The 22,284-nt window shown below is 68.3% G+C and carries 30 protein-coding genes; 14 read left to right on the forward strand and 16 right to left on the reverse strand.

The window, feature by feature from the left end; genetic code table 11:
* Both NO978_RS06435 and NO978_RS06440 read left to right on the forward strand, forming a co-directional pair.
* Complete coding sequence (locus NO978_RS06435) at nt 1-1,383, forward strand: hypothetical protein (protein WP_257298723.1); 1,383 nt, start codon at nt 1-3, stop codon at nt 1,381-1,383.
* Nucleotides 1,380-1,679: a C2H2-type zinc finger protein gene (locus NO978_RS06440; RefSeq protein WP_257298724.1), complete on the forward strand. Its 300-nt coding sequence runs from the start codon at nt 1,380-1,382 to the stop codon at nt 1,677-1,679. Before NO978_RS06435 ends, NO978_RS06440 begins: the two co-directional genes overlap by 4 nt.
* Here the strand turns inward: NO978_RS06440 and NO978_RS06445 are convergent, their stop codons facing one another.
* Nucleotides 1,680-1,955, reverse strand: coding sequence for a hypothetical protein (locus NO978_RS06445; RefSeq protein WP_257298725.1), 276 nt, complete (start codon nt 1,953-1,955; stop codon nt 1,680-1,682). It lies immediately after the preceding gene.
* 89 nt (nt 1,956-2,044) lie between these two features.
* Between NO978_RS06445 and NO978_RS06450 the strand changes: the two genes are divergently transcribed.
* The 4 genes from NO978_RS06450 to NO978_RS06465 all read left to right on the forward strand — a co-directional run bounded on the left by NO978_RS06450 (nt 2,045) and on the right by NO978_RS06465 (nt 4,533).
* Nucleotides 2,045-2,338 (forward strand): PadR family transcriptional regulator, encoded by a 294-nt coding sequence (locus NO978_RS06450; protein ID WP_257298726.1) that lies wholly within the window; start codon nt 2,045-2,047, stop codon nt 2,336-2,338.
* Nucleotides 2,339-2,363: 25 nt separating this feature from the next.
* Nucleotides 2,364-3,269 carry a helix-turn-helix domain-containing protein gene (locus NO978_RS06455; RefSeq protein ID WP_257298728.1) on the forward strand — a complete coding sequence of 302 codons (906 nt, stop codon included), beginning with the start codon at nt 2,364-2,366 and terminating at the stop codon, nt 3,267-3,269.
* 93 nt (nt 3,270-3,362) lie between these two features.
* The gene (locus NO978_RS06460; RefSeq protein ID WP_257298729.1) at nt 3,363-4,217 is read left to right on the forward strand and encodes a DUF5694 domain-containing protein; all 855 of its coding nucleotides are present in this window, start codon (nt 3,363-3,365) and stop codon (nt 4,215-4,217) included.
* A 73-nt stretch (nt 4,218-4,290) separates the two neighbouring features.
* Entirely contained in the window at nt 4,291-4,533 is a 243-nt protein-coding gene (locus NO978_RS06465; RefSeq protein ID WP_257298731.1) for a hypothetical protein, read from the forward strand.
* On the opposite strand, the gene NO978_RS06470 is transcribed toward NO978_RS06465, so the two are convergent.
* Nucleotides 4,505-4,708 carry a hypothetical protein gene (locus NO978_RS06470; RefSeq protein WP_257298732.1) on the reverse strand — a complete coding sequence of 68 codons (204 nt, stop codon included), beginning with the start codon at nt 4,706-4,708 and terminating at the stop codon, nt 4,505-4,507. The two genes, NO978_RS06465 and NO978_RS06470, sit on opposite strands and share 29 nt — an antisense overlap.
* A gap of 46 nt (nt 4,709-4,754) precedes the next feature.
* Nucleotides 4,755-5,900, reverse strand: coding sequence for an acyl-CoA dehydrogenase (locus NO978_RS06475; RefSeq protein ID WP_257298733.1), 1,146 nt, complete (start codon nt 5,898-5,900; stop codon nt 4,755-4,757).
* A gap of 184 nt (nt 5,901-6,084) precedes the next feature.
* Between NO978_RS06475 and NO978_RS06480 the strand changes: the two genes are divergently transcribed.
* Nucleotides 6,085-7,143 carry a phytoene/squalene synthase family protein gene (locus NO978_RS06480; RefSeq protein WP_257298734.1) on the forward strand — a complete coding sequence of 353 codons (1,059 nt, stop codon included), beginning with the start codon at nt 6,085-6,087 and terminating at the stop codon, nt 7,141-7,143.
* Nucleotides 7,144-7,152: 9 nt separating this feature from the next.
* On the opposite strand, the gene NO978_RS06485 is transcribed toward NO978_RS06480, so the two are convergent.
* Genes NO978_RS06485 through NO978_RS06495 form a run of 3 tightly spaced genes read right to left on the reverse strand, consistent with a single transcriptional unit; the run spans nt 7,153 to nt 9,734 of the window.
* Complete coding sequence (locus NO978_RS06485) at nt 7,153-8,505, reverse strand: hypothetical protein (RefSeq protein ID WP_257298735.1); 1,353 nt, start codon at nt 8,503-8,505, stop codon at nt 7,153-7,155.
* Nucleotides 8,506-8,554: 49 nt separating this feature from the next.
* A complete protein-coding gene (locus tag NO978_RS06490) occupies nt 8,555-9,418 on the reverse strand; it encodes a 3-hydroxyacyl-CoA dehydrogenase family protein (RefSeq protein ID WP_257298736.1) in 864 nt (287 codons plus the stop codon).
* Between the two features lie 52 nt (nt 9,419-9,470).
* Nucleotides 9,471-9,734 (reverse strand): helix-turn-helix domain-containing protein, encoded by a 264-nt coding sequence (locus NO978_RS06495; protein WP_256299092.1) that lies wholly within the window; start codon nt 9,732-9,734, stop codon nt 9,471-9,473.
* 230 nt (nt 9,735-9,964) lie between these two features.
* Here NO978_RS06495 and NO978_RS06500 point away from each other — a divergent pair, with 230 nt between their 5' ends.
* Nucleotides 9,965-11,182 (forward strand): proteasome-activating nucleotidase, encoded by a 1,218-nt coding sequence (locus tag NO978_RS06500; RefSeq protein ID WP_257298737.1) that lies wholly within the window; start codon nt 9,965-9,967, stop codon nt 11,180-11,182.
* A 24-nt stretch (nt 11,183-11,206) separates the two neighbouring features.
* Here the strand turns inward: NO978_RS06500 and NO978_RS06505 are convergent, their stop codons facing one another.
* Nucleotides 11,207-11,341 (reverse strand): hypothetical protein, encoded by a 135-nt coding sequence (locus tag NO978_RS06505; RefSeq protein ID WP_257298738.1) that lies wholly within the window; start codon nt 11,339-11,341, stop codon nt 11,207-11,209.
* Nucleotides 11,342-11,522: 181 nt separating this feature from the next.
* Here NO978_RS06505 and NO978_RS06510 point away from each other — a divergent pair, with 181 nt between their 5' ends.
* Together NO978_RS06510 and NO978_RS06515 are read left to right on the forward strand one after the other, a co-directional pair.
* Complete coding sequence (locus NO978_RS06510) at nt 11,523-12,071, forward strand: GMP synthase subunit A (protein ID WP_257298739.1); 549 nt, start codon at nt 11,523-11,525, stop codon at nt 12,069-12,071.
* 15 nt (nt 12,072-12,086) lie between these two features.
* Entirely contained in the window at nt 12,087-13,946 is a 1,860-nt protein-coding gene (locus NO978_RS06515) for a DUF2070 family protein (protein ID WP_257298740.1), read from the forward strand.
* Here the strand turns inward: NO978_RS06515 and NO978_RS06520 are convergent.
* The 9 genes from NO978_RS06520 to NO978_RS06560 all read right to left on the reverse strand — a co-directional run bounded on the left by NO978_RS06520 (nt 13,943) and on the right by NO978_RS06560 (nt 18,494).
* Complete coding sequence (locus tag NO978_RS06520; RefSeq protein ID WP_257298741.1) at nt 13,943-14,188, reverse strand: DUF3194 domain-containing protein; 246 nt, start codon at nt 14,186-14,188, stop codon at nt 13,943-13,945. The two genes, NO978_RS06515 and NO978_RS06520, sit on opposite strands and share 4 nt — an antisense overlap.
* 4 nt (nt 14,189-14,192) lie before the next feature.
* Nucleotides 14,193-14,570, reverse strand: a complete 378-nt coding sequence (locus tag NO978_RS06525; RefSeq protein WP_257298742.1) for a prefoldin subunit beta — start codon at nt 14,568-14,570, stop codon at nt 14,193-14,195.
* A gap of 97 nt (nt 14,571-14,667) precedes the next feature.
* Complete coding sequence (locus NO978_RS06530; RefSeq protein WP_257298743.1) at nt 14,668-14,922, reverse strand: KEOPS complex subunit Pcc1; 255 nt, start codon at nt 14,920-14,922, stop codon at nt 14,668-14,670.
* Nucleotides 14,923-14,930: 8 nt separating this feature from the next.
* Nucleotides 14,931-15,065, reverse strand: a complete 135-nt coding sequence (locus NO978_RS06535) for a DNA-directed RNA polymerase subunit P (RefSeq protein ID WP_257298744.1) — start codon at nt 15,063-15,065, stop codon at nt 14,931-14,933.
* Nucleotides 15,062-15,334, reverse strand: a complete 273-nt coding sequence (locus NO978_RS06540; RefSeq protein WP_257298745.1) for a 50S ribosomal protein L37ae — start codon at nt 15,332-15,334, stop codon at nt 15,062-15,064. Before NO978_RS06540 ends, NO978_RS06535 begins: the two co-directional genes overlap by 4 nt.
* Before the next feature lie 56 nt (nt 15,335-15,390).
* Nucleotides 15,391-16,110, reverse strand: a complete 720-nt coding sequence (locus tag NO978_RS06545) for a DUF2103 domain-containing protein (RefSeq protein WP_257298748.1) — start codon at nt 16,108-16,110, stop codon at nt 15,391-15,393.
* 186 nt (nt 16,111-16,296) lie between these two features.
* Entirely contained in the window at nt 16,297-17,619 is a 1,323-nt protein-coding gene (gene truD, locus NO978_RS06550; protein ID WP_257298749.1) for a tRNA pseudouridine(13) synthase TruD, read from the reverse strand.
* A gap of 3 nt (nt 17,620-17,622) precedes the next feature.
* The gene (gene pth2 / locus NO978_RS06555) at nt 17,623-17,961 is read right to left on the reverse strand and encodes a peptidyl-tRNA hydrolase Pth2 (RefSeq protein ID WP_257298750.1); all 339 of its coding nucleotides are present in this window, start codon (nt 17,959-17,961) and stop codon (nt 17,623-17,625) included.
* Nucleotides 17,962-17,996: 35 nt separating this feature from the next.
* Nucleotides 17,997-18,494 (reverse strand): hypothetical protein, encoded by a 498-nt coding sequence (locus tag NO978_RS06560; RefSeq protein WP_257298751.1) that lies wholly within the window; start codon nt 18,492-18,494, stop codon nt 17,997-17,999.
* A gap of 116 nt (nt 18,495-18,610) precedes the next feature.
* On the opposite strand from NO978_RS06560, the gene NO978_RS06565 reads away from it, so the two are divergent.
* From NO978_RS06565 to NO978_RS06580, 4 genes are all read left to right on the forward strand, one after another.
* Nucleotides 18,611-19,312: a phosphoglycerol geranylgeranyltransferase gene (locus NO978_RS06565; RefSeq protein WP_257298752.1), complete on the forward strand. Its 702-nt coding sequence runs from the start codon at nt 18,611-18,613 to the stop codon at nt 19,310-19,312.
* Between the two features lie 104 nt (nt 19,313-19,416).
* Entirely contained in the window at nt 19,417-21,375 is a 1,959-nt protein-coding gene (locus NO978_RS06570) for a 3-hydroxyacyl-CoA dehydrogenase/enoyl-CoA hydratase family protein (RefSeq protein ID WP_257298753.1), read from the forward strand.
* Nucleotides 21,372-21,821: a PaaI family thioesterase gene (locus NO978_RS06575; RefSeq protein WP_257298754.1), complete on the forward strand. Its 450-nt coding sequence runs from the start codon at nt 21,372-21,374 to the stop codon at nt 21,819-21,821. Before NO978_RS06570 ends, NO978_RS06575 begins: the two co-directional genes overlap by 4 nt.
* Complete coding sequence (locus NO978_RS06580; RefSeq protein WP_257298755.1) at nt 21,818-22,264, forward strand: MaoC/PaaZ C-terminal domain-containing protein; 447 nt, start codon at nt 21,818-21,820, stop codon at nt 22,262-22,264. Before NO978_RS06575 ends, NO978_RS06580 begins: the two co-directional genes overlap by 4 nt.
* Nucleotides 22,265-22,284: the final 20 nt, after the last annotated feature.

Raw genomic sequence — 22,284 nt, forward strand, 5'->3', positions numbered from 1 at the left:
ATGGAGAGACACCGTCCCCGACGCCTCGTGCTGGCGGCGTTCGGGACGCTCGTCCTCGCGTCGGGGACGGCCCTCGCCCACGGCGGCTCGCTCCGTGGTGAAGCCGGCACCATCGCGGTGCCGGCATGGCTCTTCCTGCTGACCGGCGGTGCGGCCGTCGGGGCCTCGTTCCTGCTCGCGGCGACGGTGACCGACCGCCGGTACATCGCGAGCATCGACGACTGGCACCGGACGCTCCGACGGTTCCCGGTCGCGGTCTCGCGCTACCTCGCGCCACTCCTCGGGCTGGTCGGCGTCGGTGCCGTCCTCTGGTTCGGGTTCACCGGGCCGCTGGCGCCGCTCCGGAACCTCGCGGTGCTGGTCGTCTGGGTCGGCTGGTGGGCAGGGTTCACGATGACGACGTACCTCGTCGGCAACACCTGGCGCGCGCTGAACCCGTTCCGCGCGCTCGTCCGGTGGGTGTACACGCTCCGCCCCGCGTCACCCCGCGAGTACCCACAGCGGCTCGGGAGCTGGCCCGCCGTCGTCGGCCTGCTCGCCCTCGTGTTCACCGAGGTCGTGCTCCCGCTCGCCGACGACCCGCGGCTCCTCGCGACGGCCGTGACCGGCTACGGGCTCGCGACGACCGTCGCCGGGCTCGTCTTCGGCGAGAGCTGGTTCGAGCGGGGCGACCCCGTCTCGCGCACGTTCGCCGCGTTCGGCGCGGTCGCCCCGCTCGTCCGGTCCGACGACGGCGTCCGGCTCCGCCTGCCCGGCATGGGTCTGACCGACTCGTCGGTCGTCCGCGACCGGAGCGACGTGGTGTTCGTCGTCACGCTCCTGTGGGTGACGACCTACGACGGCCTCGTGACGACCCCGCTCTGGGGCGACGTCGCGACGACTGTCGTCGAAGCCGGCGTCCCGCCGCTCGCGACGTACCTCGTCGCGTACCTGCTCGGGTTCGGGGTGTTCGTCGGCGTCTACGAGCTGGCAGCACGACTCGCACGTGACACCGGGGAGACGTTCTTCACGCCGGCTGCCCTCGGCCGACGGTTCGCCGCCCCCTTGCTCGCCATCGCCGCGGGCTACCACCTCGCCCACTACCTGAGCTACTTCGTCGTGCTCTCGCTCCCGCTCTCGCAGGTGCTCGCGAACCCGAGCGCGCCGCCGTTGAACCCGCAGCGGTACGGATTGCCGGGCTTCGTCAGCGGGCTCGAGCTCGCGTTCGTCCTGCTCGGCCACCTGCTCGCCATCTGGGTCGCGCACTCGACCGCCTACGACGTCTTCCCGAGCCGACTCCAGGCCGTCCGCAGCCAGTACCCGTTCATCGGCGTCATGGTCGTTTACACCATGGTGAGCCTCTGGATCGTCGCCGCCCCTTCCCTCACGCCACCGTACCTATGACAGCGAACACCGACCCCCAGCACGACCGTACCGATGCACCCCCGGAGACAGATGTCCCCGCGGGTGCCACGGCCCACGGCTGTCCGTACTGCGACCGGCCGTTCCGCCGCGAGGACCAGCGCACGCTCCACGTCGGGCTGAGCCACTACGACCGGATGACCGAGGCGGAGGAAGCGGCCTTCCGCGAGGTGTACTCGGCCGAGGAGGAGGAGCTTGGTCTCTACCGGTTGAAGCTGGTCGGTGCCCTCGTCGTCGTCTACTTCGGCATGTTGCTGCTGTACGCCGTTGTCACCTGATCACATGCCCAGGTCTTCGGCGGCCTCCGGGATGGGCAGGTCGTGGACCGCGACGCCGAGCAGCTCCGCCACGTGGTCCAGAGCCATGTCGAAGCCGTAGTAGCGCTCCAGCTCGTCCCCCCCGGCCGTCGGTCGCACCTTCAGCATCGCGTAGCCGTCGACGTTCTGCGCCACAGCGGCGGTGGCCCCGTCGCGCTCGAACGACAGGACGCGCTCGGTCTCGGTCTCCTCGTACCGGGCCGTGATGCCATCGCTCGTCGCCGTGTCGGCTGTCATGGACGGGCGTTGGGACCGGAGGGTGTCGTACCTGCCGGTTTCGGAACCGAAGCGAAACGCACCAGTGGGCCGGCCGCGACCACACACGCATGACGAAGTTCATCCAGAGCGGACGGCGACGGGACCTCTGCTTTCTCCTCCACGACGCCGGCGAACTCCAGGCACAGGCGCTGAAGACCCGGCTCGAACGACACTACGACGAGCGCATCGAGCCGAAGTCGTTCTACGGCGCGCTCGACGCACTGGAGTCGGCGGGGTTCGTCGAGACCCACACCGAGGGGCTCTACGACGTGTATTCGCTGACCGACGCCGGGACAGCACGGGTCGACGAGCACGTCGAGTGGGTTCAGGGATGCGTCGCCGGCGACGACCCTGGGAGCTAACCGGCCACCGTTCGTTGCAGCCCACATGGCGGACGACGGAGCCGAAAAGCCGACGGTCGAGACCAGCACGCCGGAAGCCGCGTTCGGGCTCCTCAGCCACGAGATACGGTTCGGCATCCTCCGGGCACTCCACGACGCCGACGGCGTCCAGTCGTTCTCGGCGCTGCGGGACGCCGTCGGGGTCGACGACCCCGGACAGTTCAACTACCACCTCGGGGAACTCGTCGGGCGCTTCGTGCGGTCGACCGAGAGCGGCTACCGCCTCGCGGCTGCGGGCCAGCGCGTCGTCGGTGCCGTCCTCTCCGGCGGCGTCACGATGGAACTGGACGCAGAGCCGGTGGCGACCGACGCACCGTGTCCGGCCTGTGGCGCGGCGATGACCGCGCGGTTCCGCAGCGAGGGCATCGCCATCGAGTGCCCAGCCTGTGAACTGCAGTACACCGACCCCGACGTTCCGCCAGGACTCGTCGACGCCGTCGCGACGGACGAGGTGGCCGACGTCGTGGAGCGCTGGGGCCAGCGCAACCGGGCGTCGGCCGGCTACGGCCTCTGTCACAACTGCGATGGGCCGATCACGACGGAAGTGGTGCTGCCGGGCGACGCGCGGGCCCCCGACTGGCTCGATGGCGACGACCTGGAGACGACCGTCGTCTACGAATGCGACCGCTGTGGCGAGTCCTGGCACGCCATCGTCCCGTTGGCCGCGCTCTCGCACCCCGCGGTGATGGGCTTCCACCACGACCACGGCATCGACCTCCGGACGACGCCGACCTGGAACCTCCCCTGGCTCGCGGTGGACGGCGGCACCGTCACCGACCGCGACCCGCTCCGGGTGACCGTCACGATGACGCTCGACGACGAGACGGCGACGTTCACGTTCGACCGCGACCTCTCGGTCGTCTCGGAGCAACGGGACCCGTCAGAAACGTAAGCGAACGTATAGAAACGCGTTTCTCGACGCTCGCGGACAGAAATGAATTTCTAATTATACTTTTGTCCGGCGCGGCCGTCGACCCCCAACACGATGTCGACCGAGACACCACCGAACTGGCCCGAACCGGACCGGCACGACACCGAAGTGATGCTGCTCGGGGCGTACCACATGGACAACCCGGGGCTGGACGTCGCGAACGTCGACGCCGACGACGTGCTCGCGCCGGAGCGACAGCGCCAGCTACGGGAGTTGACCGACCGGCTGGCGACGTGGGAGCCGACCGCCGTCGCCGTGGAGCGCCCCTTCGACCGCCAGACCGACATCGACGCGCTGTACGACGAGTACCGGACCGGCGAGCGGTCGTACGACGAGGAGACGGCCATCGACCCGCCCCACCCGATGCGCTCCGACACGGACACCGAGTGCCGCAGCGAGGTGATCCAGGTCGGCTTCCGGCTCGCGGACCGCCTCGACCACGCCCGCGTCCACGCCGTCGACCACCCGATGACGATGGCCGCGAACCTCGACGACGACGAGGCAGAACAGCTGGACTTCGAGGCGATGATCGAACGTGCCTCTGAGCGGCTCGACGCGCCGGTGCCGTCCCCAGCAGAGCACAAACGCGCGGCCGACGAGCATCTCTCGACGTCGACGATACCGGCGTACTTGCGGTGGGTCAACCGCGAGGGGCGACTCCACATGAACCACGACGCGATGTTCGCGGCCGGCATCGCCGGTGGCGACGAGCGCGGCATCGGGAGCAGACTGCTCTCGGCCTGGTACGAGCGCAACCTCCGAATCGTCGAGAACCTGTGGCGCACCGCCGACCCCGACGACGACCGCCTGTTCCTAGTCGTCGGCAGCGGTCACGTCCACGTTCTCCGGCAACTGCTCGAGGAGATGCCCGGCGTCTGTCCGACGAGCCCGCTCCCGCTGCTCGACTGAGCCGGTCCTGGCTTCGCCGTTGGCCCGCTGACGGTCACGAGCGTTCAAGTAGGAAGCCAAGACCAGTCAGGATGTGTCGCTCGCAGAGGAGGCAAAGGCGTTCGCCGCCACGGTCGGCGGTCCTCCGGTCACCCCGTCGGTCTGGCTCGTCACGGTCCTGTTCGGCGTGCTGACGGTCCTCACTCCGCCGCCGTGCTTTCAGGGAACGTACGCGAAGACAACGGTGGTACTGGCGGCGCTGACGTGGCTCCGGACGGTCGAGCCGCGGGTCCGACCGGTCGGCCCACTCACTCGAGCACGAGCCCGTGGACGGTGACGACGGCCGCGTGGACGGCCATCACGATGCCGACGGCGAGCGACAGCGGGTCGGCGGGCGCGCCCCCCATCGACGGGGCTAGGAGCGCGTAGCCGAGCAGCGCCAGTCCCAGCACCCCGGCTAACAGCGTCTGCTGGGTCCTGCTGACGCCGAACAGCGCGCCCTCGACTGACATACGGTAACGTATCCCCGCTTACGTCGAAAAGGATTCTGGCCGACGGCTACTCGTCCAGCACCTGGTCGCCGATGGTGTTCCGGAGGACCTCGCTGGTACCCTCGTAGATCTCGTTGAGCTTCGCGTCGCGGTAGAACCGCTCCGCCGGGAAGTCCTTGGTGTAGCCGTAGCCGCCGTGGATCTGGATGCCCTCGTTCGCCACCTCGCGAGAGATCTCGGAGGCGTAGAGCTTGGCCTGTGCGGCCTCCTTGATGAACTTCTCGCCGCGGATCTTCTTGTCGGCGGCGCGGTGCATCAGCATCTTGGCGGCCTGGACCTTCGTGTCCATGTCCGCGATCTTGTGCTTGATGGCCTGGAACTCGGAGATTGGTTGCTCGAACTGCTCGCGCTGCTGGGCGTACTCGGACGCCTGGTCCAGGGCCGCGCGGGCGATGCCGACGCCGCGTGCGGCGATGGTGATGCGCCCGCCGTTGAGCGTCTTCAGCGCGTGGACGAAGCCGTCGCCCTCCTCGCCGAGCAGGCGGTCGGCCGGAATTCGCATGTCGTCGAAGCGGAGTTCGGCGGTCGGACAGCCCTTGTCGCCGAGCTTGTCCTCGGTGCCCTCGACGTGGAAGCCGTCGTCCTCCTCGGGGCGGACCACGAACGAGGAGATCCCCTTGTTGCCGGCGTCGGGGTCGGTCTTCGCGAAGACGGTGACCGTGTCGGCGACGGAGCCGTTGGAGATCCAGAGCTTGCCGCCGTCGATGACGTACTCGTCGCCGTCGCGCTCGGCGGTCGTCTCCATCGCGGGTACGTCGGAGCCGGCACCGGGCTCGGAGAGGGCGAACGCACCGATGTCGGTGCCCTCCGCGAGCGGGGTGAGGTACTCCTGCTTCTGGGCCTCGTCGCCGAACGCGTAGATCATGTTGCCCGCCAGCGAGATGTGGGCGGCGACGATGGTGCCGAGGCCGCCGGAGCCACGTGATATTTCCTCCAGTCCGATAGCGTAGCTGTGGTAGTCCAGGCCGGCACCGCCGTACTCCTCCGGGAACGGCATCCCCATCAGCCCGAGGTCCGCCATCTCGCTCACGAGCTCGGCGGGGAACTCGTCCTCGTGGTCGATCTCGTCGGCGACCGGCACGACCTCCTCGTCGACGAAGTCGGCGACCATGTCCCGTATCTGGGCCTGCTCCGCACTGAGACTGAAGTCCATGGGAGAACGTTCGACCCCCGCGACTTTACTTTTGTCTTGCACAGCGAACTGGGTCCGAAAAGTATAGACGAGTAGAAGGCCCCATATGAGATATGAGCGATACGGGCGTGTGTTTCTCTCCAGAGACAGTGCTTACCGTCGTGGCAGGTGGGTTTTTCAGCGTGGAATACGCAGGGGAACGTGAATGAACGAGGAACAGGCAGAGTATCCGGTCGACGACGACCTCGCGTGGTGTTACGAGGCGGTGCAGGGTGTCTCCCGCACCTTCGCCATCACCATCGAGGAGTTAGAGGAGCCGACCGCCCGCCACATCTGTCTGGGCTATCTCCTCTGTCGCGTCGCCGACACGGTCGAGGACGCGGGCCACATTCCCCCCGCGGAGAAGGCGGAACTACTGCGTCTCTATGCGGACGTGCTCGATGCCGACGACCCGGCGACAGCCGAGGAGTTCAGGACCGCGGTGGACGAGTGGCTCCCGGCGGAGCTCGACGAGGACTGGACCGTCGTCGCCGAGTCTCCCCGGGTCGTGCGGACGTATCGCCGCCTCCCGCCGGAGGCCAAGGAGGCGATCCTCCCCCCCGTACTCGAGCTGACGAACGGCATGGCCGAGTTCGTCGAGCGCCACGCCGACTCGGGTGGCCTGCGAATCCAGACGCTCGACGAGCTCGAGGAGTACTGCTGGTACGTCGCGGGCACGGTCGGCTCGCTCGTGACCGGGCTCGTGACCCGCGGGACGACCGACTCGCGTGAGTCCCGGCTCCGCGAGAACGCACGGTCGTTCGGACTGTTGCTCCAGCTGGTCAACGTCGCCAAGGACGTGAGCGACGACTACCACGAGGAGAACAACGTCTACCTGCCCGCCGAGTGGCTGGAGTCCGAAGGTGTGGACCGCGACGCCGTCTGCGACCCGGAGAACGAGGAGGCGGTGGCGACGGTCATCGAGCGGGTCGTCGACCACGCCTCCGGCTACCTCGACGACACGCAGACCTACCTCGAAGCCCTCCCGGAGCGACGGGGGAACACGCTGTCGGCGTGGGGCATCCCGTACCTGCTCGCCGTGGCAACTCTCCGGGAGCTCCGGGAGCGCCCCGCCGACGTGGTCCGCGAAGGCGGCGTGAAGGTCTCGCGGATGGAGGTCATGGCGATCATCCACTGGTTCCACGATTCCGGCGACCGGCAGGCGCTCGAACGGGTGCGACAGACCATCGAGCAGAAGCCGCTGCACGAATCGGACCTCCCCTGACGGGGCGACTCAGGCGGCTTCGGCGGTCGTTTCTTCGGTCTCCGGCGACTCCGTGAGCCCCGGCCGCGCCGACTCCCGCCGCCCGAGCGCGTAGAGCGCGACGCCCGGCACGAGCGTCCCGACCGTCCAGAGCACGAGTGTGTAGGCGGGACGGGCCCACGGCGTGAAGTACGGGAGTGCGGCGAGCGTCGGTGCCAGCAGTGCGACGACCGCGACCGGAAGCGCCGCGAGCGTTCCGCGCTCGTGGGCCGCACCGAGCAGGAGGAACAGCAGGACGGTCGTCGTCCACGTCCCCAGTATCCGGTTCGGCCCGGTCGCCCCGACGATGACCAGCCAGCAGCCCGCGGCTGCCGGGAACACCCACCAGGCGTAGCTGTCGAGGCTGATGCGGTCGCCCCAGAGCGCGAACAGCGCCGCGCTCCCCGCGGCGACGAGTGTCTGGGGCACCAGAGAGACGAGCGTGAGTCCCGCGAAGGCCGACGGGTCGGCGCCCCATCGGACGGTGTTCGCTCCGTACAGGAACAGCACGACCCCGGCCGCCAGCAGCAGGGGTGTGGCGGCACCGGCGGCGAGACCGATGCGGGCGGCGAGTCCGTCGCCGGTTCGGTCCGGTCCGAGGCGGTCGCCCTCGCGGAACAGCCCGACGAGGACGGCGCCGAACAGGAGCGTCGGGACCAGGGCTACCGAGAGGACGCCGGGCAGTGACCGTCCGACGATGGCCATCCCGACCGCGAGGTAGCTCGTCCCGGTGGCGACGAGCCCACCGTCGGCACCGAAGGCGAGGTAGGTCTCCGAACCGATCCCCGTCTCCCCGGTCCAGACGATTGCGTCGCCCTGGACCGTCGCGGCGTCCGGGACGAGCGTCGGGGCGGTGCCGGCGGGGCCGTGGACGGCGAGTCTGTCGGCGTGCACCGTCACGCTCGCCGCCTCGTGCGACGGGAACAGGCCGTCCGCGACGACGACGCCACCGACGCCGCGGTCGGCGAAGTCGGCGGTCGTGAAGGTGGCGACGAGCGTCCGGTTCTCCACGCGAGTGTCGAGGTTCGCGACCTCGTCGACGACGGTCCGGCGGGTGAGTTCGCCCCGGACGCGGTCGCGGCGGACCGCGGGCGCGTCGCGTAGTTCGCGGGCCGTTCGCTCGTCGACGGTGGCGTGGACGGTCCAGTTCGCGCTGCCGTCGTCACGGATGTGGACGACGGCCTCGCTGTGCTCGACGGTCCCACCGAACGCGTCGTCCGTACAGACGCCACAGACTGCCTCGGGTGGTGGACCGGCGGCGGCAGGTGCGGTCGCGGGCAGGGCGACGGCGGCAAGCGCGAGGAGCGCCAGGGCTGCGAGCGCGTGCGAGCGGTGGAGGGGCATCGTTCGTTGCGACGACGGCCACCGAGAAGAAATTTTGGACGGGACGCGACTACTCGTACTCGTAGAAGCCCTTGCCGGTCTTCTTGCCGAGGTCGCCCGCGTCGACCTTGCGCTTGAGCAGGTAGGCCGGCTTGTAGCGGTCACCGAGCTCCTCGTGGAGCGTCTCGCTCGCGTGCAGACAGACATCGAGGCCGATGTGGTCCGCGAGTTCGAGCGGCCCCATCGGGACGTTCGTACCGAGCTTCATCCCGCGGTCCATGTCGTCCTTGGTCGCGACGCCCTCGTCGTAGGCGCGGATGCCCTCGTTGATCCACGGCATGAGCACGCGGTTGGTGACGAAGCCGGGTTTGTCGTCGGACTCCCAGGTTGTCTTTTCCAGCGCCTCGGCGATGTTGTGAGCGAGCTCGAGCGCCTCCTCGCTCGTCTTCTCGCCGTCGACCACCTCGACGCCCTCCATGATGGGGACGGGGTTCATGAAGTGCAGGCCGACGACGCGCTCGGGCGACTCCGTGGCCGCCGCGATCGTCGTGATAGAGAGTGTGCTGGTGTTCGTCGCGAGCAGGCAGTCGTCGTCGACGGCGTCCTCGAGGTCGGCGAAGATGTCCTGCTTGATGTCCATGTTCTCGACGGCCGCCTCGACGACGACATCGCAGTCCGCGAGGTCGCCGAGTGCGGTCGTACCGTCGATGCGGTCGAGCGCCGCGTCGGCGTCCTCCCGCGAGAGGGCGTCCTTGGAGACGAAGCGTTCGAGGCTGCTCTCGATGGAGTCGAAGCCGTTCTCGACGAACTGCTCCTCGATGTCGCGCATCGTCACGGCGTAGCCGTTCGTCGCGGCGACCTGTGCGATGCCGCTGCCCATCGTGCCCGCGCCGACGACGCCGATACGCTCGATGCTGTCGAGGTCGTGTACCATGGCCCGACGTTCGACAGATTGGCCCCTAAGCGTGCCGGTCCAGTGACGGCCCTTACTCGACCGTGAGGGTGTAGAGACGCTTGCGGGCGTCGGAGAAGGAGAAGCGAGAGTGGACCACGTTCTCTTCTTCGAGACGGTTCAGCGCGTAGCGGACGGTGCGCGGCGGGAGCAGGGTCTCCTCCGCGAGTTCGCTCTGGGTCAGGGTGTCGTTGTACTCCAGTACCTTCGCGACGAGCTTCGCACTCGGCGGCAGGTCGCGGACATCGTCCCAGCTACCGGTGGGGGGCTCGCTCGTTCTCGGCTCGGTTGCACTCATCGTACACACCGATTGTGCATACCCCGTAATAATACTTGCTCATTAGAATTATTACTACAGGGCATCAGCGTGGCCCCTGCTGACACCGGCGCTTGGTCCCACCCACGACGGGCTGAGTTCGTCAGGACCCACGAACCGAAGTCTCCACGAGTAGCGGTCACACGGCCTGAGGCCGGCGGTTCCGTACGGCACCCGAAGCCTCTTAAGAATCAGTGCCTTATGAGATGCTGATGACCGACACGGTGGACGACGTCGACCTCCCGTACGAGGAGGAGGCGTCCAAACAGGAGAAGATCGGGGCGCTGCAGGAGCGGCTCGAGGTGCTGGAGGCGCAGAACGACGAGATGCGTGACAAGCTCCTCGACGCCAACGCGGAGAACAACAAGTACCAGCAGAAGTTAGAGCGGCTCACCCACGAGAACAAGAAGCTGAAGCAGTCGCCGCTGTTCGTCGCCACCATTCAGGAGCTGACCGACGAGGGCGTTATCATCAAGCAGCACGGCAACAACCAGGAGGCCCTCACTGAGGTCACCGGCGAGATGCGCGAGGAGATCGAACCCGACATGCGCGTCGCCGTCAACAACTCTCTCTCTATCGTGAAGACGCTGAGCAACGAGACCGACGTCCGCGCCCGCGTGATGGAGGTCACGGAGAGCCCCGAGGTCTCCTACGCCGACATCGGCGGCCTCGAGGAGCAGATGCAGGAGGTCCGCGAGACCGTCGAAATGCCCCTCGAGAAGCCCGAGATGTTCACCGAGGTCGGTATCGACCCGCCCTCCGGTGTGCTGCTGCACGGCCCGCCGGGGACCGGGAAGACGATGCTCGCGAAGGCGGTGGCGAACGAGACCGACGCCACCTTCATCAAGATGGCTGGCTCCGAGCTCGTCCACAAGTTCATCGGCGAGGGCGCGAAGCTGGTGCGTGACCTGTTCCAGGTCGCCCGCGAACACGAGCCCGCCGTCATCTTCATCGACGAGATAGACGCCATCGCGGCCAAACGGACCGAGTCCAAGACCTCCGGCGACGCCGAGGTCCAGCGCACGATGATGCAGCTGCTCTCCGAGATGGACGGCTTCGAGGAGCGCGGCGATATCCGCATCATCGCCGCCACCAATCGCTTCGACATGCTCGACCGCGCCATCCTCCGCCCCGGCCGGTTCGACCGCCTCATCGAGGTGCCCAAGCCCGACGTCGCGGGACGCGAGATCATCTTCAAGATCCACACCCGCGACATGAACGTCTCCGACAACGTCGACTTCGCCGAACTCGCCGGGATCGCCGACGAAGCCTCCGGTGCCGACGTGAAGGCGATCTGCACTGAGGCCGGCATGTTCGCCATCCGCGACGACCGCCGCACCATCGAGAAGCGCGACTTCGAGGAGGCCTGGGAGAAGATCCAGGCAGAGAGCAGCGAGAACGAGGACGAGATCTCGAAGACGTTCGCCTGAAACCGGGTTCGTTTCGCTGCTTTCCTACAGCACGCTGAAGATGGCCAGCGGCACCACGAACAGCAGGACGAACATCACGACGAGCAGCAGGCCGTAGCCGCCGAACGCTCCGGCGGCCGTCAGCCAGGACGGGTGGTCGGAGTCGATTGGGAGTTCCATGCACGAGCCGTGTGGTGCGTGGTGCTTAGTTACACCGGTCCAGAGCCGCCCGTCCCGACACACCGTTGGACGGCGGGCCTCCGGAGCCGTCGAGAGTAGTCTGACGGCTACGTCTGTGACAGTGTGCGGGTAGCACGAGATGTCGGACGGTTTTTGGGGACCCGCGCGCTATCGGTGTGTAATGACGCGCATCGTCGTGGTGGACAACCACGGGCAGTTCACACATCTGGAACACCGGGCACTGCGGGATATGGGAGTCGAGAGCGAGGTCGTCGACAACGAGACACCACCCGCTGAGGTGGAGGCCGACGGCATCGTCCTCTCGGGCGGGCCGGACATGGACCGACGCGGGGAGTCGCCCGCGTACCTCGACATGGACGTGCCGGTACTGGGCATCTGTCTCGGCATGCAGATCATCGCGAAGGAACTCGGCGGCTCGGTCGGTGCGGGCGAGTACGGTGGCTACGCCGACGTGACCGTCGACGTCCTCGACGAGGACGACCCGCTCATCGGGCCGCTCGCCCCCGAGACGCGAGTCTGGGCGAGCCACGCCGACGAGGTCAAGGCGGTCCCCGAGGGCTTCACCGTCACCGGCCAGTCCGACGTCTGCGGCGTCGAATCGATGAGCGACACCGACCGCGATCTCTACGGCGTCCAGTGGCACCCCGAGGTCAGCCACACCGAGGACGGGCAGGAAGTGTTCGAGAACTTCCTCGCGCTGTGTGAGTGAGCCCGGGGAACCAGCATGACCACCACTCAGGGCGACCTCGCGAGCCTCTCGCGGTACATCTTCCGCGCCCCGCAGTGGTACACGAGTCTCGCCTTCGCGATGGCGGTCGCCGGTGTCACCGGCGTCGGCGTCTTCGACGACGGCTTCTTCCTCGAAGGGTTCACGCAGGGCATCTTCTTCATCGGCATCCCGACCGTCGTCGCGAGCCTGCTGACGGGCCTCGTCGACCAGCGACTCGGCGGGCAGCTCACCGCCGGCCGGTCGTCGCTGCTCGCACTGCTCTGTGAGATACTCGTCGTCGTCTTCCTCGCGGTCGGCGGTGTCGTCGCGCTGGTCAGTACCCTCGGCCAGAACTTCGTGTTCGACGTCCTTTACGCGGGCCTCGCGTCCATCTTCGCGCTCCGGCTGCTGGTCATCGCCGCGGTGTCGAGCCACTCCATCGCCCGGGCGGTGGTCCCGGCGAGCATCCAGACCGTCGCCGCCGCAGTGCTCCTGTTCGTCTACAGCGGCACGAGCCACTACCTCGAGGTCGGGGGCCCACTCGTCCGGGCGTTCCTCTCACGGGCCGAACACACCGAGATACAGCTCTCGCCCATCGTCCCCGGTGACTTCGCCATTCTCGGCTTCGTCTGCCTGCTGTACGGCTCTGCGGTGTGGCTCTTCCTCGTCATCATCGACCGCCCGTGGAAACGCAGCCTCGGTGTCTCCGTGCGGGACTTCCTCGGCGGCTTCATCGGCCACATCGCCGAGGACTCCCGCGAACTCGAGACCTTCTTCGAGGAGCTCGGCGAGGAGGCGCTCGTCCCGGTGACCGTCCTCGGCTTCCGACGCGAGGACGGCTCCGAGAAGGCACGCGCCGTCCTCCCGATGGTCCACCCCGGCCCGATGGGGGAGATCGGGGGCGGGAACCTCCCCGAACGCGTCGCCCGGGCGACCGAAGGGATGGCGTTACCACCACACGCGACGGCCGGACACGACTTCAACCTCGTCACCGAGCGCGAGGTCGACACCATCGTCGAGACGGCCGCAGCCGCGAACGACGCACTGGCTGTCGGCGGTGGAGCGACGAAGACCGTCCGAACCACCTCGGGGGACGCGAAGCTGCTCGCTCAGGCGTTCGGCGACGACATTCTGCTCGTCAACACGCACTCCCCCAGATTCGCGGACGACGTGGACTACGCGGTCGGCCTCTCGGCCGTCGCGGAGGCACGCTCGGGCGGCTTCGAGGACGCACTGCTCGTCGACGCCCACAACTGCAACAACGGTCTCCGCGGCGACGACCTCGGTCACGTTACCCCCGGTAGCGAGCGCTCGTTCGACATCATGGAGGCCGCGCGCAAGGCCGCAGAGGAGCTCACGGACGCCGAGCGCCACCCGTTCGAACTCGGCGTCGCGTGGGAGCCGACCGACTGGGAGCCCGAAGACGGCATCGGCCCCCTCGGCGTCCGTGTCGCCTGCGTCGATGTCGCCGGCGAGGTGACGGCGTACGTGCTCGTCGACGGGAACAACATGGAACCCGGCGTCAGGGAGCGGCTCATCGAGAGCCTCCCCGAGGACGTCGCGCGCGCCGAGGTGATGACCACCGACACCCACGTCGTCAACCGGGTCGAGTCGAGCAACCAGGTCGGTGAGGCCCTCGACGTCGACGAACTCGTCGAACTCGTCCACGACCTCACGAACCGCGCGCTCGCCGACCGCGAACCCGTCGAGGCCGGGATGGCATCGGAGCGCGCCCGCGTCACGGTGTTCGGCAACGACAGAACGGAGACGCTGGCGAGCCACGCCAACGCCATGGTATCGATGGGCGGAGCGCTCGCCGTGTTGTTGACGATGGCCGCGATGGGCCTGAGTGTCGTCGTCTTCCTGCTGTCCTAAACGTCTTCGAACAGCTCGTCGACGGCCGACTGTGCCGCGCGTGCGGCCTCGTCGGCGACCGCCTCCGCATCGGCGTCGCCCTCGGGCGCGTTCAGGTAGACGTCGACGTCGAGCACGCCGTCCTCGAACGTGACGGTCACGTCGAGGTCGCGGACGTTGGACTGCTTGAAACGGGAGCGGACGAGGCCTTCGGCCGCTTCCGCGGCGACCTGCACGACCTCCTCGTCCGTCGGGTCGCTCATCCGATTACGCGCCGCCGGCGCCGCCCATGCCGCCGCCCATGCCGCCGAGCATGTCCTGAAGCTCCTCCTGGAGCGACTCGAACTGCTCCTGAACGCGCTCCTCCTGCTTCTCGAGGGTCTCGACGCGAATCTCCAGGCTGGAGACCTTGTCGTCGAGCGCCTCGCTGGCCTCGTCGTAGTCCGTGGCGACGAACAGTTCGCCGACTTCACGGTACATCTGTGTGTCCTCGTCGATGTCGTCGAGCTCGTCGAGGGCTGTCTGGGCCTCGGTGAGCTGAGAGTCGGCCTCCTGCTTCTGGACCGCGACCTGCTGTGCGGTCTCCTGCAGGTCCTGCAGCTCCTCGATCTTCTCCTGTGCTTCCGGCGGCAGATTTCCTTGCATACTCTGCTGGATGGTTTCCGCCCTGAAAAACCCCCGCTTTCCCGGGCGCGAGACACACCCACCCTCGCCCCGGGCAGAATCGAAGGCAGGCGCGGGGTCAGGACCCGCTGACGAGGCCACGGGTCCGCTCGGCGACGGCCACGAGGCGAAGCCACGTGTTGGCCCCAGCACGCAGCGCGATCCGGTCGTCCGCGGCGACGGTCACGACGACGGTCGCACCGTCGCACCGGAGGCTGGTGGTGGAGCGGTCGCTCGCGATCTCGCCGACCTCCGGACGGACGCTCTCGGCGACCAGCGCCGCCGTCGCGTCGTCGTTGTACTCGAACTCCAGAACGGTCTCGTTCGCGGGCATCGCCCGCGCTACCGCACGCCGACTTCCTTGATGTCCGTGCTTCGCTCCTTCAGCAGGACGCGGTGCCCGCAGTAGGGGCAGCGGACGCCGCCGTACTCGTCGAGCGTCACGTCACGCTTGCAGCGCGAGCACTTGTAGCTCATTCGTCGTCGCTGTCGTCGGAGAGGGCGGCGCGGATGGAGCGCCGGACAGTCTTGCCCGCGGGCGTCTGGGCGCGATACGTGCCACCAGTGAACTTCTCGCCGGTCTCCTCGTTGACCCAGATGCCGGTGCCGACGCGCTTGACGTCGTCACCGTCGACCTTGGAGTTCCGCATCTCGTCTTCGATCTCCGCGACGCGGCGTCGCGAGACGCGACCGTAGCGGGCGCCGAATCGGCCGGAGCTACCGGTTGTTCCCTTTTTCTTGGCCATGATACCAGTCTGTACCGTCAGCCCGCAAATAAACCTGTTGAGTTGGAACGCCCGCGTCACCGGAGGTCGGCCGTCGTGAGGGCCTCGTTCAGGTCCTCGCGGACCCGTTCGCCCATCTCGCGGTCGCCCGCCGTCGTCACCACGCGGTTCTCCTGAACGCTGGAACCGTCCCGTATGAGCATCCGGACGTTGCCGTTACCGTCCGCACGGGTCACCTTCGCGCCGACGCTCGCCTGCGAGCTCGACCCGCCGGCCTCGATGGGGCCCGGGATGACCTTCTTCACGTGCGGGTGTTCTGCGACGGTCCGGATGGCAGTCTGGCCAGTTCGGCCGCCGATGAGCGTCGAGTGCGCCCCACCGATCTTCTCTCTGGGCGCGAGGTCGACGACGTCGAGCCCCGACTCGCCCAGCCCACCGATGGCCGCCGCAACCGGGTCCTCGTCGTCGACGCGGTAGAACTCGTGGTGGAGCTGGGCGCGCGTCTCCCGAATCACTGCCCGGTCGCCCGCCGCGTACACCGTCTCCGGGCGCTTCCGTCGCATCTCGTCCGCCACGCGACCCGCGAAGTTCCGGAACTCGACGACGCCCGTCTCCTCGCCGTCGTCGGGCACCGTCGTCACCGTCGTCTCACCGACGACCTCGTCACCGTCGAGCACCGTCACGGTCGCTCGCTCGCGGCCACAGTCGACGACGACGGCGTCACAGTTGGCGGTGTTACAGGTGAGACAGTAGTCTCCGGGCCGCTCGAGTGGCGTCTCACACCGCCTACAGTTCATAACCGGTCGTAGCCCTCGCCCGACCTAAAGCCGTGCGGTTCGGACACCGGCGAGTATCGGTCGGCGAGCAGCCTCCCGAGGGTTCAAGTCCGAAACCGGGTCCACGACCGGCGTGCCCTGACCAGTGGCCGTGGGCCGCAGAGCGGGAGTGCGACGCGACGGTCCACGCGAGGAGAGCGTCGCCTGTCAGCCAAGTTCGACCGGGTCCACCTTCAGGTACTCGCGCAGCAGGACGGTCGCGTAGGAGCCCTTCGGGAGCGAGAAGGAGAACGTCAGGGGCTCCTGTGCCACGTCGAGGGCCGTCCTGACGAGCAGCGCACGGCGCGTGCCCTCGCTGTGGAACTCGCCGGGCAGGTCGAAATCCGACCCCGTGAGCGACAGCTCCGAGAGCACCTCGCGCTCGATCTCGCCCTGCTCCCCGTCGGCCAGCTCCGTCTCCGTTCCGACGAGCGGTGCAGTCACGAAGGCACGGCCGCGCTCGCAGTGGCGTGCGACGGTGTCGACGCGGCGCTCCGTCACGCGCTGCTCGCGGTCCACGTCCGGCAGCGGGAACGCCTCGGGCGCGTCCGAGTCGGAGAAACAGACCACGTCGCCGGCGACCGGTCTCGTGAACGGAAGCCCCCGCTCCAGCCGTCGGCTCAGCATGCGGTTGAACGCGTACGACTGCGCCGCGTGGACGAACAGCCGCTGGAGGTTCTCCGGGAGCGTCTCGATAGCCTCACGGAAGTCCGCGGGTTCCTCGCCGCCGTTCTCGACGAGTGTGTGGAGCATCGACCGCTCGAACCGGAGCCCGCCGGGGAACGCCTCCAGCGCATCGGCCCAGGCCACGCCGTCCTCGACGAGTTCACGTGCCTCACGGGTCTTCTCGCGCTCGTCCGGATGCGGGTTGCCGACGTAGGTCCGCACCGCGCCCTCCCAGTCGCCACGAACGATGTCGAGGCCGACCTCGTGTGTGACGGGGCGGATGCTCCCGAAGCGCTGCTGACCGAAGAAGTTGGGGACGGCGACCCGGCCGTCGCCGAACTCACGCAGCTCCTCGGTCACACGGTCGGCCGCCGCGGAGTCGTCGGGGTCGGAGACGACGATCTCGAACTCGTTACCGAGCAAGTCGCCGAACTGGAGGGCACGGCCCGCGCGACCGACTACCTCCAGGTCCGCCCGCGAGAGCGCCGGCAGGTCCTCGGGAACGACGTCCTGCAGGGTAAAGAGCTGCGTCGACACCGCGCGCTTGTCCTTCGTGCCGGCCCACGAAACCCGGCCTCGGCTCATCCCGAGCTCGTTCGAGAGCCGGTGGACGAAGTCGTTGGTGTCCCAGCCGCGGAGTGTCGCGCGCACGACCAGATACGGGTAGTCGCCAGTGGGTGCGTCGACGGGGTTCGACTCGAATCGCTCGCGCTCGACCACCCGGAAGTGGTCGTTCTCGGCTCGGAGCCTGCCGCCGACGCCGTCGTCGTCGCTCACGTAGTGGTCGATGCCGACGGCCCGTTCGCGTGGGTGAGCGTCCCGCATCGCTCAGAACAGCGAGAGGTGGCCGGTCACGCGGTCGACGACCTCGTCCTCGCCGGGGCCGATAGCGAGCGCGGTCACGGTCCCGGAGTCGAGCTGAGTGTGGCCGGCGTCCCTGATGATGGCGTGTGGGAGCCGTTCGGACTCGGCTCTGTCGGCGAGCTCGAACAGTTCCGACTCGCCACTGCCCTTCAGGACGACCTTCTTCTGACCGGAGCCCTTCCACGCCTTCCGCGTCCGGGAGTCCGTATCCTCGTACGCGCTGAGCGACGCGTGGGCGACCTGTGCGGCCAGTTTCCCCTGGCCCATACCGATGTCGGTCCGCGCGACGATGGCCTGCTTCATGTCCGGGCCGAGGGGTGGCGCGAGTAAAACGGTGGCTATCCGTCGGCGGCGAGGAGGTCGTTATCCGCGATGAACGCTCGGCTCAGTGCCTCGGAGTAGCTCAGCAGCGACAGCAGCCGGTCGCGTGCGCTGTCGTCGTCCGTTCCACCGGTGATCACGAACACGCCGTGGCGGACCGCGACGTCCATCCCGTAGAACCGGCCCTGGTCCTGGATACGGCTCGCAAGCGCCGTGGCGTCGGACGCCGTCTCCATCCGGAGGGCGGCGACCTCGAAGACGGTCCCGTCGTCCGCCTCGTAGGTGGCGAGCTGACCGGCGTTCGCGCCGACGGAACTGCCGGTCGTTCGAATCCCGGTGATCTCCAGTCTACTCTTCGGACTCGGGAGGACGGCCCGGGGCGGTGCGTCCTTGCTGGGACGACGGGCGATGCCGCTGGCCGTTTCGGAGTTGGAGCCTCCAGAGAGTTCGGAACAGCCGGCGACTGCAGTCACGGCGGCGGTTCCAGCCAGCCGCAGGACCCGTCGTCGTCGCATTCGACCGTGTATCTCGGCCGGTCGGCCATAACCGTTCGTTCGGTTTCGAGTCCCGAATCGGGTCCCGATTTCACCGTATCGAAGGGGTTTTGGTCGCACGTGGGGTTCGACCGGGTATGAGCGCACCCTGGGAGGACTGGAACCACATCCTCAAGCTCGACCCCGACAAGGACCTCGTCGAGGGCGAGACCTTCGAGGACGTGTGTGCGACTGGGACGGACGCCATCGAGATCGGCGGCACGCTAGGGATGACAGAGGAGAAGATGCGAGAGATGATCCAGGCGTGTGCGGCCTACGACATCCCGATCTACCAGGAGCCGTCGAACCCGAGCGTCGTCGTCGAAAGCGACGCGCTCGACGGCTACCTCGTCCCGACAGTGTTCAACGCGGGCGACATCTTCTGGGTCACCGGCGCGCACAAGGAGTGGGTCCGCATCGAGGGCGGGCTCGACTGGGACCGCACGACGACGGAAGCCTACATCGTGCTGAACCCGGAGGCGAGCGTCGCCGAGTACACCGAGGCGGACTGCGACCTCTCCACCGACGACGTGGCGGCGTACGCCGAGATCGCGGAGAAGATGTTCGGGCAGGAGATCGTTTACATCGAGTACTCGGGCATGCTCGGCGACCCCGCGGTGGTGCAGGCGGCCGCGGACGCGCTCGACGAGTCGACGCTGTTCTACGGGGGCGGCATCCACGACTACGAGTCGGCGAACCTGATGGGCGAACACGCCGACGTGGTCGTCGTCGGCGACCTCGTCCACGACGAGGGGGTCGACGCGGTGGCCCGCACGGTCGACGGGGCCAACGACGCCTGATCGAGCGGCACGAGAGTTACCGTCGTTTCGAATCCTGCGACTCTATTTAACAGTGGTAAGGCCTGCCCGGTGGAATTAAGCCGCTCGTGGCCACACGTACCTGCATGACAGTCGATGGCATCAGCCGAGTCGCCGTGCTCGGTGCCGGGAACATGGGACACGGAATCGCGGAGGTCGCCGCGCTCGCCGGCTACCAGGTGACGATGCGTGACGTGGAACAGGAGTTCGTCGACGAGGGGTACGAGAACGTCGAGTGGAGCCTGCAGAAGCTCGCCGAGAAGGACCGCATCGGGGAGTCGCCCGAAGCGGTGCTGGACAGGCTCGACACGACGGTCGACCTCGCAGCGGCGGTCAGCGACGCGGACCTCGTCGTCGAAGCCGCACCCGAACGGATGGCCCTCAAGCGCGAGATATTCGCCGAGGTCGAGGCGCACACCGCTGAAGGGACAATCCTCGCGTCGAACACGTCCAGCCTGAGCATCACGGGCATCGCTGAAGCCGTCTCGGACCCCGGCCGCGTCGTCGGGCTGCACTTCTTCAACCCGCCGGTGAAGATGGACCTCGTGGAGGTCGTCCACGGCGAGAAGACCGCCGCAGCGGTCGCCGAGAAGGGTGCCGAGTTCGTCGAGTCGCTTGGCAAGACCCCCATCCACGTCCGGAAGGACGTCCAGGGGTTCGTCGTCAACAGCATCCTCGGTCCCTACGGCGGCGAGCCTGCGTGGATGGTCTCCGAGGGCGAGGCCACCATCCGGGAGGCGGACGCCGCGATGGTCCACGGGCGTGGCTACCCGATGGGGCCGTTCGAACTCGCCGACCTGACCGGCATCGACGTGGGGTACCACGTCCGGACCGAGGGCGGTATCCCCGTCCCACCCATCGCGGAGGAGAAGGTGGAGGCTGGCGACCTCGGCCGCAAGACCGGGACCGGCTACTACGACTACGAGGACGGCGACGGCGCGGACTACGGCCCCGACGACGCCGGCGACTTCGACAGCCTGCGCGTCGAGGCGCGGATGGTCAACGAGGCGGCGAAGCTCGTCGGCGACGACGTGGCGACGCCGGAGGCAGTGGACACGGGGACGCGACTCGGCGCGGGCTTCGCGACGGGGCCGTGCCGACGCGGCGACGAGCTCGGGCTCGACGTCGTGCTGGCGAAGCTCCGGGAGCTGCAGGAGGAAACCGGCGCCGAGCGGTACGAGCCCGCGGACTACCTCGTCGAACTCGTCGAGGCCGGCCACACCGGCGAGGACGCGGGCCAGGGCTTCTACGAGTACGACACCGGCGACGGGCCGGGGCCGTACCGCCTGCTGAACTACGAGGTCGACGACGAGGGACTCCTCGCGGTCGAGCTCGACCGCCCGGAGCGCATGAACGCGCTTTCGGCGGACCTCCTCGACGAGATCGCCGACCTGTTCGAGTCGGTCGACACGGACGGGATTCGCTGTGCGACCATCGAGGGAGCCGGGGACCAGGCGTTCAGCGCCGGCGCGGACATCGGCGGCTTCGCCGACGTGGAACCGACCGACGTGATGGACGTGACACCCGCGTTCGAGGCGGTCAACGACTTCCCGCGGCCCGTTCTCGCGAAGATCGACGGCTACTGTCTGGGTGCGGGGCTGGAGCTCGCGCTGGCCTGTGACCTCCGGGTCGCCACGGCGGGCTCGGAGTTCGGCTGTCCCGAGATACGTCTCGGGCTCATCCCCGGCGGCGGCGGCACCCAGCGGCTCCTGCGCATCCTCGGCGAGACGCGCGCGAAGGAACTCGTGTTCCGGGGGAACCGCATCAGCGCCGAGCGCGCCGAGGACTGGGGGCTGATCAACCGCGGGGTGCCGGCCGACGAGTTCGACGCGACCGTCGACGCGTTCCTCGACGACCTGCTCTCGGGCCCGCCGGTCGGCCTGAAGGTCGCCAAGAAGGTGCTGAACGAGGGCGACGACGCGAGCCTGGCCGCCGCGCTGGCGCTGGAGAGCCAGGGCTTCGGGCTGCTGATGAGCACCGACGACGTGGTCGAGGGCACGACGGCGTTCGCACAGGACCGCGAGCCGAAGTTCGAGGGCCGATGAGCCGCCCGGATTTCACCCACGACGGCACCACAGCTGCCTACCAGCAGTACATCGACAGCCACGGGTTCCTCTCATGGCTCGGGCTCTCCGTCGAGACGGTCGAGGACGGGCGCGTCGTCTTCGCCGTGCCCTACGACGAGAAGCTGACGAACCCGGCCTCCGAGGGGGTCGTCCACGGCGGTATCACGGCCTCGCTGGTCGACACCGCGAGCGGCTTCGCGCTGCGGACGACGTTCGACGACCCCGCCGCTGCGCGGCTCACGACGACCGACCTCGACGTGTCCTACCTCCGTCCAGCCACGGGCGACCTGCGCGTCGAGGCCGAGGTCATCCGGGCGGGGGACTCGATGGGTGTCACCGACGGGCTGGTCACGACCGAACACGACGGCGAGACGAAAGACGTCGCCGTCGGTCGGACGAGCTACCGGCTCATGGGGGAGCCATGAGCTTCGCCGACACCGAGGTCGGCGACAGCCGACGGACCGCCGGCCGGACCATCACCGAGGCCGACCTCGTGAACTTCGCCGGCGTGAGCGGCGACTTCAACCACCTCCACACCGACGCCGAGCGGATGCAGGAGTCCGGTTACGGCGAGCGAATCGCTCACGGCGCGCTCGTCTTCTCCATCGCGACCGGTCTGCTCTGGCAGGAGCGTGGGGACGGTGGCGATTCGAGTTCGGACGTCGTCGCGTTCTACGGCGTCGACCGCCTGCGCTTCCGTGGGCCGACGTTCGTCGGCGACACCGTCCACGTCGAGACGGAGGTCGTCGAGCTGGAGGAACGACCCGACCACCCGGAGGCCGCCGGCGTGGTGCGGGAGGAAGCCGAGGTCGTCGACCAGGACGGCAGCGTCGTGCTCTCCTGTGAACTGCTCGCGCTCGTTCGGTGACGGGGCGCGGGCGATAGCCG

This window comes from Haloarchaeobius sp. FL176 (assembly GCF_024609245.1).
Lineage (GTDB): Archaea > Halobacteriota > Halobacteria > Halobacteriales > Natrialbaceae > Haloarchaeobius.